Here is a 16641-nt window from a genome sequence, read left to right as displayed (position 1 = left end):
AGGAACTTAAATGAACGAAATTGAACAGCGCGTTGTGGAGTTAAATAAATTATTACACGAATACGGTCATGCCTATTACGTGTTGGATAACCCTGTCGTAGCAGATAGTGTTTATGACCAATTATTACATGAGCTTATTGCATTAGAGGAAGAGAATCCGTCACTCATTTACCCAGATTCACCGACACAGCGTGTTGGCGGAGCAGTGGTAGAAGGCTTTAAAAAAGTGACTCACGATTACCCGATGCTAAGTCTATCAAATGCTTTTAATGAAGAAGATTTACGTGAATTTGACCGTAAAGTGCGCCAAGCAATCGGTGATAACTTTTCCTATGTTTGTGAGCTGAAAATTGATGGTCTTGCCATTTCATTAAAATACGAAAATGGTGTTTTTGTACAAGGAGCAACGCGAGGAGACGGTGTTGTAGGGGAAGATATTACAGCAAATTTAAAAACGATTCGAGCAATCCCTCTCCGATTAAAGGAACCACTTACAATTGAAGTACGTGGTGAGGCGTATATGCCTAAAAAATCATTTGAAAAATTAAATACTCTACGTGCTGAAAATGGAGAGGAATTATTCGCTAATCCACGAAATGCGGCTGCCGGCTCTTTACGTCAGTTAGATCCTAAAATAGCAGCGAGTCGTCAACTATCAACCTTTATTTATGCAATTGGGGGAGATGGTGAGGCATATGGTATTGACGGCCACGCAGAGATGCTCGATTATTTAGAAGGACTAGGTTTCCCATCAAATAAAGAGCGTCAACGCTGCTCAACGATTGAAGATGTACTAGCCTTTATCGAAAAATGGACTGAAAATCGTCCGAATTTAGCCTATGAAATTGACGGTATTGTTATTAAGGTGGATCGCTACGCACAGCAGGATGAACTTGGCTATACGGCAAAGAGTCCACGTTGGGCAATTGCTTATAAGTTCCCTGCTGAGGAAGTAGTGACAACATTACTTGATATTGATTTAACGGTTGGGCGTACAGGTGTTGTTACACCTACTGCTATTCTATCGCCTGTTCAAGTGGCAGGTACGACAGTACAACGTGCATCATTACACAATGAGGATTTAATTCGAGATAAAGATATCCGACTAGGAGATACAGTCATTATCCGAAAAGCCGGAGACATTATTCCTCAAGTTGTAGGTGTAATACTGGAGCAGCGCCCTGAGAACTCAGTGCCATATATAATGCCTGAAAATTGTCCGGTTTGTGAGAGCGAACTTGTTCGTATTGAAGGAGAAGTTGCATTACGCTGTGTAAATCCTGCATGCTTTGCACAAATTGCTGAGAGCATTAAATATTTTGTATCGCGTAATGCTATGAATATTGACGGTCTCGGTGATAAAGTCGTTGAGCAATTATTACGTGCAGATTTAATTCATGATATCTCTGATTTGTATCACTTAACTGTAGAACAGCTTGTCGAGCTTGAGCGTATGGGAGAAAAATCAGCGACGAATTTAGTCAGTGCTATTCAGGCTTCCAAGGAAAATTCGATGGAGCGTCTACTAATTGGATTAGGTATACGCCATGTTGGTGAAAAGGCAGCAAAAATCGTTTCAGAGGAGTTTGGAACGATGGAAGCGGTAATGGCAGCAACAGAGGAGCAACTAGTGGCGATCCATGAAATTGGCGATAAAATGGCTTCATCGCTTGTCGAGTATTTTTCAAATGAGGATGCACGTGCAGTCATTGGGCGCCTTTCTGAAGTAGGCGTCAATATGACGTATAAAGGTAAAAAGGTCGAGGTAACTGCAGGGGATAATCCTTTTGCAGGTAAAACAATCGTATTAACTGGTAAACTTGAGCAATTGACACGTAACGAAGCAAAGGCGAAAATAGAAGAGTTAGGTGGTATTGTTACAGGCAGTGTCAGCAAAAAAACTGACCTTGTTATTGCAGGAACAGATGCAGGTTCTAAACTAACAAAAGCCGAGCAGTTAGGTATTGAAGTTTGGAATGAAGACAGCCTGATTGAGCAACTAAACCTCGTCTAATAATGGATAATAGATAAGTATGATGAATTGTCCTAGCCACTTGGTGGAATGTAGAGGCATTTTATAAATGTCTCCTTCTGTCCACAGGTAGAAGTATGAACAATTCGTCGAGCAGAAATTTGATTTTCAGTAAAGGAGTACAAAAATAATGAAGTCATTTCGACTCATTCCAGCAATTGTCGCTGCTGCAATGCTAGTCGGCTGTGTACCTTCTGATAAGAAGGAAACAGAGCTTACACAGGATACGCAACAGGAAAAAGCGGAAACAACGATAATTCCAAGCATACAAATTGATGAATCATATTATAGAACGCTAACACCTTATAAACCAAGTGCTAGCAGAGGATTAGTAGTTTCAAATATCTTTACGAAATATGATATGAAGGAAGTAGAAACAGGTTTAATGCGTCTTTCTCAAAATGAGTTTGACACAGAAAACTACTTCTTCCAAGAAGGGCAATATTTAGCGGAAAGTACAGTGTCAGATTGGCTTGCACGAAGTTCACAAAAGAAGGAGGGTTTAAATCCTCCAACGACGGACTCAATGCCTGCAGAAGAACGTGCAACAAAGGCTCCAATCTATTTATCACATATTGTTGAGCAAAATTATTTAACAAAAACTAGTGATAACAAAGTAAAATTAGGCGGTATATCGATAGGACTTGCCTTAAACTCTATTTATTACTATCAAAAAGAAAAGTATGGAGATTACTTTGAGCAACCAATTCCAGAGGCAAAACTTGTTGAGCAAGGAAAGAAGATGGCTGCTGAAATCGTGTCTCGCCTAAGAACTCGTGATGAATTGAAAGATATACCGATTGTAGTAGGCTTATTTAAACAAAAGGCTCGCAATGACATTATTCCAGGAACGTATTTTAGTTATGGCGTAGCAAAAGCAGGACAAAACGACGTATCTGATTGGAAAGCTAATGATGAAGAATATGTACTGTTCCCAACGAGTGAATCACAAGATGTATACCGAGATGTTAGCAATAGCTTTAAGTATTTTAAACAAGATGTAGATAAATACTTTTCTAACTATACTAGTGTAATAGGAACAGGCTTCTATCAAAATAAAAAAATCCAAAAGCTAACGATTGAAGTACCAATCCAATTCTTTGGCAAGCTTGAAATTATAGGCTTTACTCAATATTTAACAGGTGTTCTTATCAATCAATTTGATAACATCAATGTTGAAGTAAATATTACCTCAATTAACGGTCCAGAGGCGTTAATCGTAAAGAATGCCAACGAAAAGGAACCATACGTCCATATCTATTAATTTATAGTCAGCCTCGTGCTGACTATATTTTTTTGTGGAAGAAAAATGAGATTCGATAATATTCGTCAGAAGAATTAATCAGAATGATGGATAGACTCTTTAGAGTGATGGATAGAGTCTTCGAATCGACGGAAAGAAAAAAAGGCGACGGAAAGCTCCGCCGAAGTGACGGATAGAAGAACGAAAGCGACGGAAAGATTCCTCGGAGCGACGGATCAAGTCTTCGAATCGACGGAAAGAAAAAAGGGCGACTGAAAGCTTCGTCGAAGTGACGGAAAGAAGAGCGAAAGCGACGGAAAGTATCCTTGGAGCGACGGAAAGAGCCATCGAAACGACGGATAGCTTCCCCGGCCCGACAAATAAAAGAAAGCACAGCCGCCTTACTCCTGAAAAGCGAAGTCTATTAGTCCGTAAAGTCGACACTTCGTCATAGTAGTGAAAGTTTCTTTATTTTTGGTGAAAGTTGTGATTTTTAAAATGAAAAATGTTATGATTATTTGCATGGTTAACTTTATCCAACCCTATTGTTATCGATAAAAACAATGAATGGAATGAGTATTCGGAGGTGTGAAAAATGGCAAAATTAACAAAAGAAGAAGTTAAGCACGTTGCAAATTTAGCACGTCTTGCAATTACTGAAGAGGAAGCAGAGAAATTTGCTGAACAGCTTGGTAAAATTACGGACTTCGCAGAGCAATTAAACGAGTTAGATACAACGAATGTTGAACCAACAACTCATGTTTTACCACTAGTAAACGTAATGCGTGAAGATGTGGCAACAAAAGGTTTAGATCGTGAAGTAATGATGTTAAACGTAAAAGAACAAGAAGATGGTCAAGTAAAAGTACCAGCTATCATGTAATACTAAAACATAGGAGGATTCCTCATGACGTTATTTGAACGTTCAGCAAAGGAGCTACAAGCTGACATTAAAGCGGGTAACCTAACAATCGCTGATTTAACAAAAGAAGCATTCGAACGTGTGGCTAAGCTTGACGGCGATGTACAAGCTTTCCTTGCTTCAAACGAAGAAAAAGCAACTGCACAAGCAGCAGAAATGGACAAAGTGCCATTTGAAGAGCGTGGACCACTTTTCGGTCTTCCTATCGGTGTTAAAGACAACATCGTTACAGAAGGTTTAGAAACAACTTGTGCTTCTAAAATTCTAGAAGGCTTTATGCCAATTTACGATGCAACAGTAGTTAAAAAGCTACGTGAAGCTGGTATGGTCACTATCGGTAAATTAAACATGGACGAGTTTGCAATGGGTTCTTCAAATGAAAACTCATACTATAAAACTACAAAAAATCCATGGAACTTAAACCACGTACCGGGTGGATCTTCAGGTGCGTCTGCAGCAGCAGTTGCAGCAGGTGAAGTTCCATTTTCACTTGGTTCTGATACAGGTGGTTCAATCCGTCAACCAGCTGCTTATTGCGGTGTTGTAGGAATGAAGCCTACATATGGTCGTGTATCTCGCTTTGGTCTAGTTGCTTTTGCATCTTCTTTAGATCAAATCGGGCCAATTACTCGTAATGTAGAAGACAACGCTCTTTTACTTGAAGCAATTGCAGGATTAGATTCAAACGATTCAACTTCTGCAGACGTAGAAGTACCAAACTACGCAGCAGCCCTTACAGGTGACGTAAAAGGCTTACGTATCGCTGTACCAAAAGAATTCCTTGGTGAAGGTGTGGGCGAAGCGGCACGTCAATCAGTGCTTGATGCATTAGAAGTATTAAAAGGCTTAGGTGCTACTGTAGAAGAAGTATCACTTCCTCATTCGAAATATGCACTTGCAGCATACTATATTCTTTCTTCTTCAGAAGCGTCTTCTAACCTTTCTCGTTTTGACGGTATCCGTTATGGTTTCCGTGCAGAAAATGTTAATAATTTGATGGACCTTTATAAAGAAACTCGTGCACAAGGCTTTGGCGATGAAGTAAAACGTCGTATCATGCTTGGTACTTACTCACTAAGCGCAGGTACGTATGATGCTTACTACAAAAAAGCTCAACAAGCACGTACACTTATCAAAGCAGACTACGACAAAGTATTTGAAGACTTTGACGTAATCATTGGACCAACTTCTCCAACACCAGCATTTAAAATTGGTGAAAACGTTGATGATCCAATGACGATGTATGCAAATGATATTTTAACGATTCCTATGAACTTAGCTGGTGTGCCAGCCATTTCAATTCCATGTGGTTTTGAAAATGAACTGCCATTAGGCTTACAAATTATCGGTAAATATTTCGATGAAGCAACAATTTACCGTGTAGCTCATGCTTTTGAACAAGCAACGGAGTTCCATAAACAAGTTCCTCAAATTTGGGAGGGAAAATAACATGAACTTTGAAACAGTCATTGGTTTAGAAGTACACGTTGAGTTAAAAACGAACTCAAAAATCTTCTCACCAGCACCAGCGCATTTCGGTGCTGAACCAAATACAAATACTACAGTAATCGATTTAGGTTATCCTGGTGTTCTGCCAGTACTAAATAAAAATGTTGTTGATTTCGCAATGCGTGCAGCACTTGCACTTAATATGGAAATCGAACAAGAAACAAAATTTGACCGTAAAAACTACTTCTATCCAGATAATCCGAAAGCTTATCAAATTTCTCAATTCGATAAGCCAATCGGTAAAAATGGCTGGATTGATATCGAGGTTGACGGCTATACAAAACGTATCGGTATTACGCGTCTTCATATGGAAGAAGATGCAGGGAAGCTTTCTCACGCTGGTGACCACTCTTTAGTTGACTTTAACCGTCAAGGTACACCACTTGTAGAAATCGTTTCTGAGCCAGATATCCGTACAGCAAACGAAGCGTATGCTTACCTAGAAAAATTAAAATCAATTATCCAATATACAGATGTATCTGACTGTAAAATGGAAGAAGGTTCACTACGTTGTGATGCCAACATTTCAATTCGTCCATACGGCCAAGAAGAATTTGGTACAAAGACAGAGCTTAAAAACCTTAACTCTTTCAACTATGTTCGCCGTGGGATTGAGCACGAGGAATTACGCCAAGCTGATGTCCTTCTTTCAGGTGGGGTAATTGATCAAGAAACTCGTCGCTTTGATGAAAAAACAGGTAAAACAATTCTTATGCGTGTGAAAGAAGGAACAGATGATTACCGCTACTTCCCAGAGCCAGATTTAGTTCGTCTATCGATCTCTGATGAATGGTTAGAGCGAGTAAAATCAGAAATTCCTGAACTTCCAGATGCTCGAAAAAAACGCTATGTTGATGAATTAGGCTTAACACCATATGATGCAGGGGTTCTTGTTATTTCAAAAGAAATCTCAGACTTCTTCGAGGCTATGGTAGTTAAAGGTGCAGATCCAAAGCTTTCAGCAAACTGGCTTATGGGTGATGTTTCTGCATACCTAAATGCAGAACAAAAAGACCTTAAAGATACTGCATTAACGCCAGAAAACCTTGCAGAAATGGTGAAGTTAATCACTGACGGTACAATTTCTTCTAAAATCGGTAAAAAAGTATTTACTGAATTAGTAGAAAAAGGCGGTTCCGCAGCAGAAATCGTTAAAGCAAAAGGTTTAGTTCAAATTTCTGATGAAGGTGCATTACTTGCTATCGTTACAGAAGTTCTAGACAACAATGCACAATCAATCGAAGACTTTAAAAACGGTAAGGATCGCGCTATCGGCTTCTTAGTTGGCCAAATTATGAAAGCTACTAAAGGTCAAGCGAACCCACCAATGGTCAACAAATTATTACAACAAGAGATTGCAAAACGTTAATTGCAATTGCAATAGAAGGCCAAGAGAGCAAATTCGTTTTCTTGGCTTTTTATTTTAAAAATGAATACATACAAAAGGCTCTTTGGGGTATCTCTACAAGATAAATACCTTGACAAGCAAAGTGTCAAAAGGCAGTTCAAAGGGTCAGATGCGATATTTTATTTATGATGATATGACTAAAAAATACCAAATTAGCACTTAATAGTTGTCTTCAAAGAGTATTCATAGCAAAATATAATATAGAACATGATATAACTTTAGGAGGTCAATCAATGAAAACTGAACAACAATATTTCGATGATGCGATTTCGATTCAACAATATATGGATAATATGACGACGTTAAAAGAGGAGAGCTTCCGTATTTATGATGGCTTCGAAGTGCCATTAAACGATGGCTTTATCGAGCTACTGAAGGACAAGAAACCAAAAATTTTAACAATTACTGAGGATTGGTGCGGAGACGCAATGTTAAACAATCCAATTATTCGCCGGGTTGCAGAGGCAGCAGGTTTAGAAATGCGCGCAGTACTTCGCGATGCTGATACAGATTTAATTGATCGCTATTTAACAAACGGTGGCCGTGCAATTCCGGTTTATGTTTTATTAGATGAAACTGGTCAGGTTGTTGGAAAATGGGGTCCGCGTGCACCAGAATTACAGGAACTAGTAGTGAGTAAACGAGCTACTTTACCGGATAAAGAAGATCCTACATTTGAAGATGCACAAAAAGCGCTATATGCAGAAATTCGTGAAGAGAATATTACGAATAAATCATATTGGACATTTGTTTATGAGGATTTTAAAAAGCAAGTAACAGCTGCATTGCAATAATTGCAAATCCTAAGGCTACATGTCAGAGAATGAGGACGAGCCTTGTTTTTGTTGATTATTGGAAGCTTAATGCAACATTTAAACGAATAATTCGTTGAAAGAAATAGAATCTTATGAAGCAGGAAGGTATGTTATGAAACGAGCAAGAATCATTTATAATCCTACATCTGGGCGTGAAGCGTTTAAAAAGCATCTACCAGAAGTACTGGCAAAATTAGAGGTAGCAGGCTATGAGACATCTTGTCACGCAACAACTTGTGAAGGCGATGCAACCATTGCAGCAAAAAATGCAGTTGAACGTGGCTTTGATATAATCATTGCAGTTGGTGGAGATGGCACATTAAATGAAGTTGTTTCAGGTGTGAGTTCATTTGAGAACCGCCCGAAAGTAGGGTTAATTCCGATGGGCACAACGAATGACTTTGCCCGTGCCGTGCATATTCCCCGAAATATTGAAGCTGCCGTTGACATCATTATTAAAGGTGAAACGTTGCCGGTTGATGTTGGTTTATTAAATGGGGAACGCTATTTCATCAATATTGCCGCTGGCGGACGTATTACAGAGTTAACTTACGAAGTGCCGAGTAAAATGAAAACAATGCTAGGACAGCTAGCTTATTACGTAAAAGCAGTAGAAATGATCCCGTCGATCAAAGCTTCTCATATGCGTATCGAATATGATGGCGAAGTGTTTGACGGGGATGCCATGATGTTTTTATGCGGCTTAACAAATTCAGTGGGTGGTTTTGAAAAGCTTGCACCCGACGCAAGTATTAATGATGGCTACTTTACTTTATTAGTATTGAAAAAAGTAAGCCTGCCTGAATTTATTCAGCTTGCCGCAATGGCATTAAGAGGCGAGCATTTGAATGATGATCGTGTGATTTATAAAAAGGCAAGTGTCGTAAAAGTATCTACTGAAGATGAAATACATTTAAACTTAGATGGTGAGTATGGTGGAGATGCACCTGCTACATTTGAAAACTTAAAGCGTCATATTGAAATTTTTGTTCCACTAGAAGATATTCGTGAGGAAGACCGTATTTAATGAAATATTAGAACAGGGCGCTCTCAATTTAGGAGGGTGCCTTGTTTTGTGGGCAAAATCGGTAAAAGCCCCATATATAGAGCTAAATATTCCCCTATAATTGGTATTGTGAATGAATTAAGAAAAATGTTTGGCAAATGTGAGTATAATACTTGAACAAAATTTGAAACCTTTATAATAGGCCGAAATTCCGGTCCATTATAAAGGTTTTTTTCGTTGCAATAGTGGAAAATGGGGTATAGATAAGGGAAAGGAAGTGTTGCCTTTGTATAAGTCACAGGAAAGAAAGCTCATTTGGCTAAGCTTTGGTGTTGCAATTATTATGCTACTTTCCATACTTGGAAGAATATTTGGAGGTTAGGGGGGCAATGAAATGGTGAATGAATCAGCAGTCTTTTGGAGTAGAGCATTAACGGAGCTAACTTTATCGTTCCATATTATTTATGCAACGATTGGTGTTGGTGTCCCATTAATGATTATGATCGCACAATGGACTGGGTATAAAAAGAATGATGAACACTATATTTTAATGGCAAGACGTTGGGCACGAGGTTTTGTTATTACAGTTGCAGTCGGTGTTGTTACAGGGACAGCAATTGGCTTACAGTTGTCTTTACTATGGCCGAATTTTATGCAGCTTGCCGGTCAGACAATTGCTTTACCACTTTTTATGGAAACGTTTGCGTTTTTCTTTGAAGCCATCTTTCTAGGCATCTACCTATATACTTGGGATCGCTTCGATAGTCAGAAGAAGCATATGCTACTGTTAATTCCAGTAGCTGTCGGCGCTTCGATGTCAGCTGTGTTTATAACAATTGTCAATGCGTTTATGAACGCGCCACAAGGTTTTGATATTGTGGACGGACAGCTTGTGAATATTCAACCTTTTTTAGCAATGTTTAATCCAGCAATGCCGACAAAGGTAGCGCATGTTCTCGTTACAGCTTATATGACGTCCGCATTTGTGTTAGCGTCTATTGCAGGATACCGATTACTTAGAGGTTCTAAGCATGTATACCATAAAAAATCTTTATACTTACTTATGAAGATTGGTCTGATTTTCTCCATTGCAGCAGCGATTATTGGAGACTTTTCAGGTAAGTATTTAGCTGAATATCAGCCAGAAAAACTAGCTGCAGCTGAGTGGCATTTTGAAACTGGAGATAAAGCTTCCCTAATACTACTAGGTGTATTAGATGGTGAAGAAGTTAAATATGCTATTAAAGTACCTTATGCTTTGAGTATTTTAGCACATAATAATCCAAATGCAGAGGTAATTGGCTTAGATCAATTTGCTAAAGAAGATCGACCACCTCTATATATTCATTACCTCTTTGATCTCATGGTGTTTATTGGCATGTTTATGGCATTAGTTTCACTGCTTTATGTATGCGGGAAAGCACGTGATTGGCAGTTTATTCATAGACGTTGGTTTAGATGGATTGTTGTTGCAGGTGGACCACTTTCCATTATTGCGATTGAAGCAGGATGGTGGCTTGCTGAAGTTGGACGACAGCCTTGGATCTTATATGGATTAATGCGAACACCAGAAGGGGCCACAACGAGTGACCATGTGGATTTAATGATGCTATTATTTACAGGTGTGTATGCAGTATTAGCAGTAGGAAGTATAGTGGTTTTAATTCGTATGTTCAAAAAGAATCCAATTGAGCGAGAAATAGAAGATCGCCATGCTGAAAAAGGCGGTGACATCTTATGACATTAGAGATTTTAGGTATTTCAGTTTTATGGATTTTCCTATTTGGCTATGTCATTGTAGCTTCAATCGATTTTGGGGCAGGCTTTTTTAATGCCTACAGCCTACTCATCGGAAAAAATCATATTTTAACGAATATTATTAAGCGTTATTTATCACCTGTTTGGGAAGTAACCAATGTCTTTTTAGTATTCTTCTTTGTGGGGATTGTTGGATTTTTCCCACAAACAGCTTTCTACTATGGAACCATTTTACTTGTCCCAGTTAGTATTTCGCTAGTGCTCCTTGCAATACGAGGCTCCTACTATGCATTTGAATCATATGGCGCACGTGGACATATTGGTTACACGTTGACGTATGGTATAGCAGGTTTACTTATTCCAGCTTCACTTTCAGTTGTATTCGCGATTGCTGCTGGTGGCTATGTTGATATTATTGATGGGCAACCTGTCTTGAACTATTGGACGTTGTATACGAGCCCGTTTGCTTGGAGTATTGTCGTGTTGAGCATCGCAGCAGTACTTTATATTTCAGCCGTGTTTTTAACTTGGTACGCTCACAAAGCGAAAGATAAACAAGCAACAAATTTAATGCGAAAATACGCACTTGCTTGGGCGTTGCCTTTAATGGTGAGTGCGCTCGGCATTATGTACGAAATGAAGTTTATCAACCCTGAAATTTATGATCACATGGTTAATTTATGGTGGATGTTTGCCATATCAGCTGTGCTGTTTATTATTACTGTAGTGTTAATATGGATGAGGAAAAATTACGGTCTTGCGGTTAGTTTATTAATCGCCCAATTCGCAGTGGCGTTTTTTGCATATGGTATCGCGCAATATCCATATTTACTGTATCCGTATTTAACAATTTACGATAGCTTTACAAGTACACAAATGGCGATTGCACTCGTCATTGCGTTTATTTTAGGACTTTGTTTGCTTATTCCATCACTGTTCTTGTTGTTGAAATTATTCCTTTTCAACAAGAATTATGTGACAGGAAAAGAAGACAATCACGCATAGGAGGGATACAACTATGACAAGTTTTTTAATTTTTTATGCGCCATTTATAGTCGTCATCCTAGGTATAGTCGCTACTTTCTGGTGGGCACCTAGAGATTACCACACAGTGAGGAAAGAGGAAAAGAGTCGCGAATAGCGGCTCTTTTTTCTACTCGTGTAAAGGGGAAGGTGTATTTGTTAGGGTATTCGGGTAAGCAGAGCAGATTACTTTTTGATCAGTTTGGAGTGAGAGCGAATCATCTTTGGCGCAAACTGAGCAGTTTGGAATGAAAGTGGATCACTTTTTGGTCTAACCTGAGCAGTTTGGAGTGAAAGCGGATCACTTTTTGGTCTAACCCGAGCAGTTTGGGAGGAGAGCGGATCACTTTTTGGTCTAACCTGAGCAGTTTGTGAGGAGAGCGGATCACTTTTTGGTCTAACCTGAGCAGTTTGGGAGGAAAGCGGATCACTTTTTGGTCTAACCCGAGCAGTTTGGGAGGAAAGCGGATCACTTTTTGGTCTAACCTGAGCAGTTTGGAGTGAAAGCGGATCACTTTTTGGTCTAACCCGATCAGTTTGGGAGGAAAGCGGATCACTTTTTGGTCTAACCTGAGCAGTTTGGAGTGAAAGCGGATCACTTTTTGGTCTATCCCGAGCAGTTTGGGAGGAGAGCGGATCACTTTTTGGTCAACCCGAGCAGTTTGGAATGAAAGTGGATCACTTTTTGGTCTAACCTGAGCAGTTTGGAGTGAAAGCGGATCCCATTCTTGGCCTACCCGAGCAGTTTGAGAGCAGACCCGATCATTTCCTCAACACACCCGAGCAGTTAATATTAAGCCTTGTTCTTTTTTCATCCGCCACAACATGCTACAATAAAGAGATTGAAATGGAGGATGTACGAATGTCAGCACCCGTGAAAAAGAATGACCGACTAACAGTTTATATAGAAGATTTAACGCATGATGGCAATGGCGTCGCAAAGGTCGATGGCTATCCATTATTTATCCAAGGTGCACTTCCTAATGAAACGGCGGAAGTACATGTTTTAAAAACATTAAAAAATTACGGCTTTGCGAAGGTTCTAGAAATTCTAAAACCATCACCAGATCGAGTAGATGCGCCTTGTGAATATTTCAAGCAATGTGGCGGCTGCCAATTACAGCATCTATCTTATGAAGGGCAATTAAAATGGAAAGAAAACATGGTACGTAATGTCATGCAGCGCATTGGTAAAATTGATGCACCTGTTTTACCCGTGAAAGGCATGGAAGAGCCTTGGCATTACCGTAATAAAGCACAAATACCTTTCTCTTCAAATGAAGCAGGACAAGCAATTGCAGGCTTCTATAAAACGAAGTCTCATAGCATTGTGGATATGGAGCGTTGTTTAATTCAGACAGGGGAAGCGGACGCTATTCTTGTAGGTTTGAAAAAGGAATTAGCAGCAATCGGTATTCGACCATATAACGAGGAAACACATGAGGGAATGCTACGTCATGTAGTCATTCGTAAAGCACGAGCAACTGGTGAAGTTATGGTTGTTCTTGTAACTAAAAAGAAAAAATTCCCGCAAAAAGAAGCTACTGTTGCGACAATCCAGAGGCTTGTCCCGAATGTAACGTCCATTATGCAAAACGTTAACAGCGACAAAACGAACGTTATTTTCGGTGATGAAACTGTAAGCCTGTGGGGCAAAGACGTTATTATTGATACGATTGGCGATGTGCGCTTTGAAATTTCAGCTCGTTCATTTTATCAAGTAAATCCTCAGCAAACGGAAGTTCTATACAAACAAGCATTAGACTACGCTGACCTGCAGGGTGATGAACGAGTAATTGATGCTTACTGTGGTATAGGGACAATTTCATTATTCCTTGCACAAAAAGCAAAGGCTGTTATGGGTGTTGAAATTGTACCGCAAGCTATTGAAGATGCGAAGCGCAATGCAGAATTAAATGGTTTTACTAATACGTATTTTGAGGCAGGCCCAGCAGAGGAAGTAATTCCACGCTGGTATAAGGAAGGCAAAGAAGCGGATGTTTTAGTAGTAGACCCACCACGAAAAGGTTGTGACGAAGCACTTCTAAAGACAATTTTAGAGCAACGTCCTAAGCGCGTTGTTTATGTGTCCTGTAATCCAGCTACATTAGCACGTGACCTTAGAATTTTGGAGGATGGGGGCTATCAAACGCAAGAGATTCAGCCTGTAGACATGTTCCCGCATTCGACACATTGTGAAGCGGTAGCGTTGTTGGAGTTGGGATAATAGAAAAAGCAGCTGATATAGAAAAAATCTATACCATCTGCTTTTTTGCGATTTTCGTTAATGTACTTGTGTTTGATAATAAGTCATTTAGCGTGATATAAGTGTAAAAGAAGTGGAACATTTGGCTTTATATTATTTGACCAAGAGTTTGAAGATGTATCGATAGTGAGAGGAATTGAGTTTTAAATGATAGATAATTTTTGGCGTGATTTACCACGACCATTTTTTGTACTTGCACCAATGGAAGATGTGACAGATGTTGTTTTTCGTCACGTAGTAAGTGAAGCGGGTCGACCGGATGTATTTTTCACAGAGTTTACTAACTCAGATAGCTATTGTCATCCAGAGGGCATGAAAAGTGTGCGTGGCCGTTTGATTTTTACAGAAGATGAACAGCCTATGGTGGCACATATTTGGGGGGATAATCCCGAATATTTCCGTCAAATGAGTATTGGCATGGCAGAGCTAGGATTTAAAGGCATCGATATTAATATGGGCTGTCCTGTACCGAATGTGGCATCGAGAGGAAAAGGGAGTGGCCTTATTTTGCGTCCAGACGTTGCGGCAGAACTTATTCAAGCAGCAAAAGCGGGCGGACTGCCTGTCAGCGTGAAAACACGACTTGGCTTTAAAGAGGTAAATGAGTGGGAGGAGTGGCTTACGCATATTTTAAAACAGGATATTGCGAATCTTTCTATTCATTTACGTACAAGAAAGGAAATGAGCCAAGTAGATGCGCATTGGGAGCTAATTCCGGAAATCAAAAAATTACGTGACCGTATCGCACCAAATACGTTACTAACAATCAATGGAGACATTCCTGACCGTCAAACTGGGCAGCAGCTCGCTGAACAATATGGCATTGATGGCGTTATGATTGGGCGAGGTATTTTTAAAAATCCTTTTGCCTTTGAAAAAGAGCCAAAAGAGCATAGCAGTAAAGAGTACCTTGATCTTTTAAGACTGCAGCTTGATCTTCAAGATCAATATGCGGAGGTACTGCCACGTTCAATCTCGGGGCTGCATCGCTTTTTCAAAATTTATGTCAAAGGGTTCCGTGGAGCTGGTGAATTAAGAAATCAATTGATGAACACGAAGTCAACAGATGAAGTGCGTGTATTGCTTGATAACTTCGAATCAAACAATGTGGATTGACGAAGGACGGTAAATAGACAAGAGGGGCAATGAACCCCTCTTTTTTGTTGCCTAATTCAGTTTTGTAAAGTATCTTATCTCTTCTTTATCCGTATAAAAGCCAACAGATTCGTATAGAGTTAAGGCTGATTTATTTGTAGTTAATACCATGAGAGTAGCTTTTTGTAGCTGATGAGACTTAAGATATTTCAAAGCCTGTGTAAGCGAAAACTTGGCAATCCCGCGCTTCCTCCATGGTTCACGGACAAAAACGTCCTCTATTACACCGTAATCTTCTTCTTGCCATGTCATCAGTCCGCCAACAATAGTGTCTGTTTGACGTATGACCATGGATGTCCAAAGCTTGTTATTCTTGTATTCAGTTAGCCTATTAAGACCAAGGGGAGTGTCAGGCCAAATTTCAGCCTCTATATCAAGATAATCATTTTCTTCGCTGGATGTCTCCATGTTCCAGTATGAGAATTGAAACTCTTCTTGTAGTTTTAAATCATAAATCGGTGTATTCAAATCTCGATTCATGCGATATAAACTATTCAGAGGAAGGTATCCTTTTTGAACAAAAAACTGATTGTTAGCTGTTTCTTCTGAATCATTACCAACACAAAGTATTGTTCCGTATTCTTTAGGCAAAGTGTCCTTTAATTGCTTTGCTCTTGTGAAAAGATATTGATAGACTTTGTCGAGCAAAGCCATGTCATGTTCTCTTTCAGAAATGGTTTTAAGATTAACGTATATGGAGTGATTGTTTTCTTTTGAACGACCAGGAGGTACAACGTTAATAATGCTAACTTGCCCCTTTGCGACCATCTTCCCATCTTCAAATGCGCAGTAAACGTTACTCCAATTATCTTCGTCCCCGACCCACCAAAATGTCGCGTTCTCTTTTGCTGTTATGGATCGGTACAACTCGCCAAGTAAAGGCATATCTCCTTGTTCGAAGTTTCGAATGAAAATTTCTGTTGATGATTGGCTCAAAATAATACTCCTCTCATTAGTAGAGAATTTCGCAATTTAGAAGATTACTATGCGAGTTCCCTGTATAAATACTATTTAATATTTTATGCTATAAAATGGTATTATATGTAACAGGGTATTTTGTGTTCCTAAGTTTGATTCTTTAAATAACTCTTTCTAAAATAGTGTTACCCATTGCCTAAAAGGAGAACTAACTATATACAAACTTATGCTTATTCAAGAGAACTTTGAGCGCTATGGGGATACTGTTGTATAGCCTGAAGAATTTTTGAATAGAGAGGAAAATGAAGACTCATATCTCAACTTTTTAAGTGCTGGGGTAATTTTTTTAACTATAAAGCATTGCCTTTTCAATCATAATCTTATAGAATGTAGAACGATATAAATGAACGAAATAAATTTCCTTTAATGCGGTCCAGAGAGGCTGAAAAGGGCTACATGATATTTTTTAAGCTAACAATATCTTTGTTTTCGCACGCCCTTTTTGTCCTCTGTGACAAAAGGGCTTTTATTTTGCTAATTAATATCTCTTTTAAAGGAAGTCCTGTGAGGCTTCAAAAGAGAATGG

14 protein-coding genes are annotated in these 16641 nt (G+C 39.3%); 12 read left to right on the top strand and 2 right to left on the bottom strand.

Features of this window, described 5'->3' with window-relative positions; translation table 11 throughout:
- Positions 1-10: 10 nt before the first annotated feature.
- From ligA to cydS, 10 genes are all read left to right on the top strand, one after another.
- Positions 11-2014: an NAD-dependent DNA ligase LigA gene (ligA, locus tag ACFVT8_RS21150; protein WP_387085086.1), complete on the top strand. Its 2004-nt coding sequence runs from the start codon at positions 11-13 to the stop codon at positions 2012-2014.
- Between the two features lie 148 nt (positions 2015-2162).
- Positions 2163-3296, top strand: coding sequence for a CamS family sex pheromone protein (locus ACFVT8_RS21145; RefSeq protein ID WP_387085088.1), 1134 nt, complete (start codon positions 2163-2165; stop codon positions 3294-3296).
- A 574-nt stretch (positions 3297-3870) separates the two neighbouring features.
- A complete protein-coding gene (gene gatC / locus ACFVT8_RS21140) occupies positions 3871-4158 on the top strand; it encodes an Asp-tRNA(Asn)/Glu-tRNA(Gln) amidotransferase subunit GatC (RefSeq protein ID WP_010857153.1) in 288 nt (95 codons plus the stop codon).
- A 24-nt stretch (positions 4159-4182) separates the two neighbouring features.
- A complete protein-coding gene (gene gatA, locus ACFVT8_RS21135; protein WP_387085091.1) occupies positions 4183-5646 on the top strand; it encodes an Asp-tRNA(Asn)/Glu-tRNA(Gln) amidotransferase subunit GatA in 1464 nt (487 codons plus the stop codon).
- Position 5647: 1 nt separating this feature from the next.
- Positions 5648-7075 (top strand): Asp-tRNA(Asn)/Glu-tRNA(Gln) amidotransferase subunit GatB, encoded by a 1428-nt coding sequence (gene gatB, locus ACFVT8_RS21130; protein ID WP_387085093.1) that lies wholly within the window; start codon positions 5648-5650, stop codon positions 7073-7075.
- 272 nt (positions 7076-7347) lie between these two features.
- Positions 7348-7908, top strand: a complete 561-nt coding sequence (locus ACFVT8_RS21125; protein WP_387085095.1) for a thioredoxin family protein — start codon at positions 7348-7350, stop codon at positions 7906-7908.
- 133 nt (positions 7909-8041) lie between these two features.
- The gene (locus ACFVT8_RS21120) at positions 8042-8956 is read left to right on the top strand and encodes a diacylglycerol kinase (protein WP_387085097.1); all 915 of its coding nucleotides are present in this window, start codon (positions 8042-8044) and stop codon (positions 8954-8956) included.
- 373 nt (positions 8957-9329) lie between these two features.
- A complete protein-coding gene (locus ACFVT8_RS21115; protein WP_387085099.1) occupies positions 9330-10676 on the top strand; it encodes a cytochrome ubiquinol oxidase subunit I in 1347 nt (448 codons plus the stop codon).
- Positions 10673-11698, top strand: coding sequence for a cytochrome d ubiquinol oxidase subunit II (locus ACFVT8_RS21110; protein WP_387085101.1), 1026 nt, complete (start codon positions 10673-10675; stop codon positions 11696-11698). Before ACFVT8_RS21115 ends, ACFVT8_RS21110 begins: the two co-directional genes overlap by 4 nt.
- 13 nt (positions 11699-11711) lie before the next feature.
- Positions 11712-11834: a cytochrome bd oxidase small subunit CydS family protein gene (cydS, locus tag ACFVT8_RS21105; RefSeq protein ID WP_387085103.1), complete on the top strand. Its 123-nt coding sequence runs from the start codon at positions 11712-11714 to the stop codon at positions 11832-11834.
- Positions 11835-11934: 100 nt separating this feature from the next.
- Here the strand turns inward: cydS and ACFVT8_RS21100 are convergent, their stop codons facing one another.
- Positions 11935-12357 (bottom strand): hypothetical protein, encoded by a 423-nt coding sequence (locus ACFVT8_RS21100; RefSeq protein ID WP_387085105.1) that lies wholly within the window; start codon positions 12355-12357, stop codon positions 11935-11937.
- Between the two features lie 221 nt (positions 12358-12578).
- On the opposite strand from ACFVT8_RS21100, the gene rlmD reads away from it, so the two are divergent.
- Entirely contained in the window at positions 12579-13943 is a 1365-nt protein-coding gene (gene rlmD / locus ACFVT8_RS21095; protein ID WP_387085107.1) for a 23S rRNA (uracil(1939)-C(5))-methyltransferase RlmD, read from the top strand.
- A gap of 186 nt (positions 13944-14129) precedes the next feature.
- On the top strand, positions 14130-15098 hold the full coding sequence (locus ACFVT8_RS21090) for a tRNA dihydrouridine synthase (RefSeq protein ID WP_387085109.1): 969 nt from the start codon (positions 14130-14132) through the stop codon (positions 15096-15098).
- 51 nt (positions 15099-15149) lie between these two features.
- On the opposite strand, the gene ACFVT8_RS21085 is transcribed toward ACFVT8_RS21090, so the two are convergent.
- On the bottom strand, positions 15150-16073 hold the full coding sequence (locus ACFVT8_RS21085) for a GNAT family N-acetyltransferase (RefSeq protein ID WP_387085111.1): 924 nt from the start codon (positions 16071-16073) through the stop codon (positions 15150-15152).
- Between the last annotated feature and the right edge of the window lie 568 nt (positions 16074-16641).

The sequence above is a fragment of the Lysinibacillus sp. NPDC058147 genome, from assembly GCF_042884205.1.
Lineage (GTDB): Bacteria > Bacillota > Bacilli > Bacillales_A > Planococcaceae > Lysinibacillus.
This window is presented reverse-complemented; position numbering and strand designations above follow the sequence as displayed.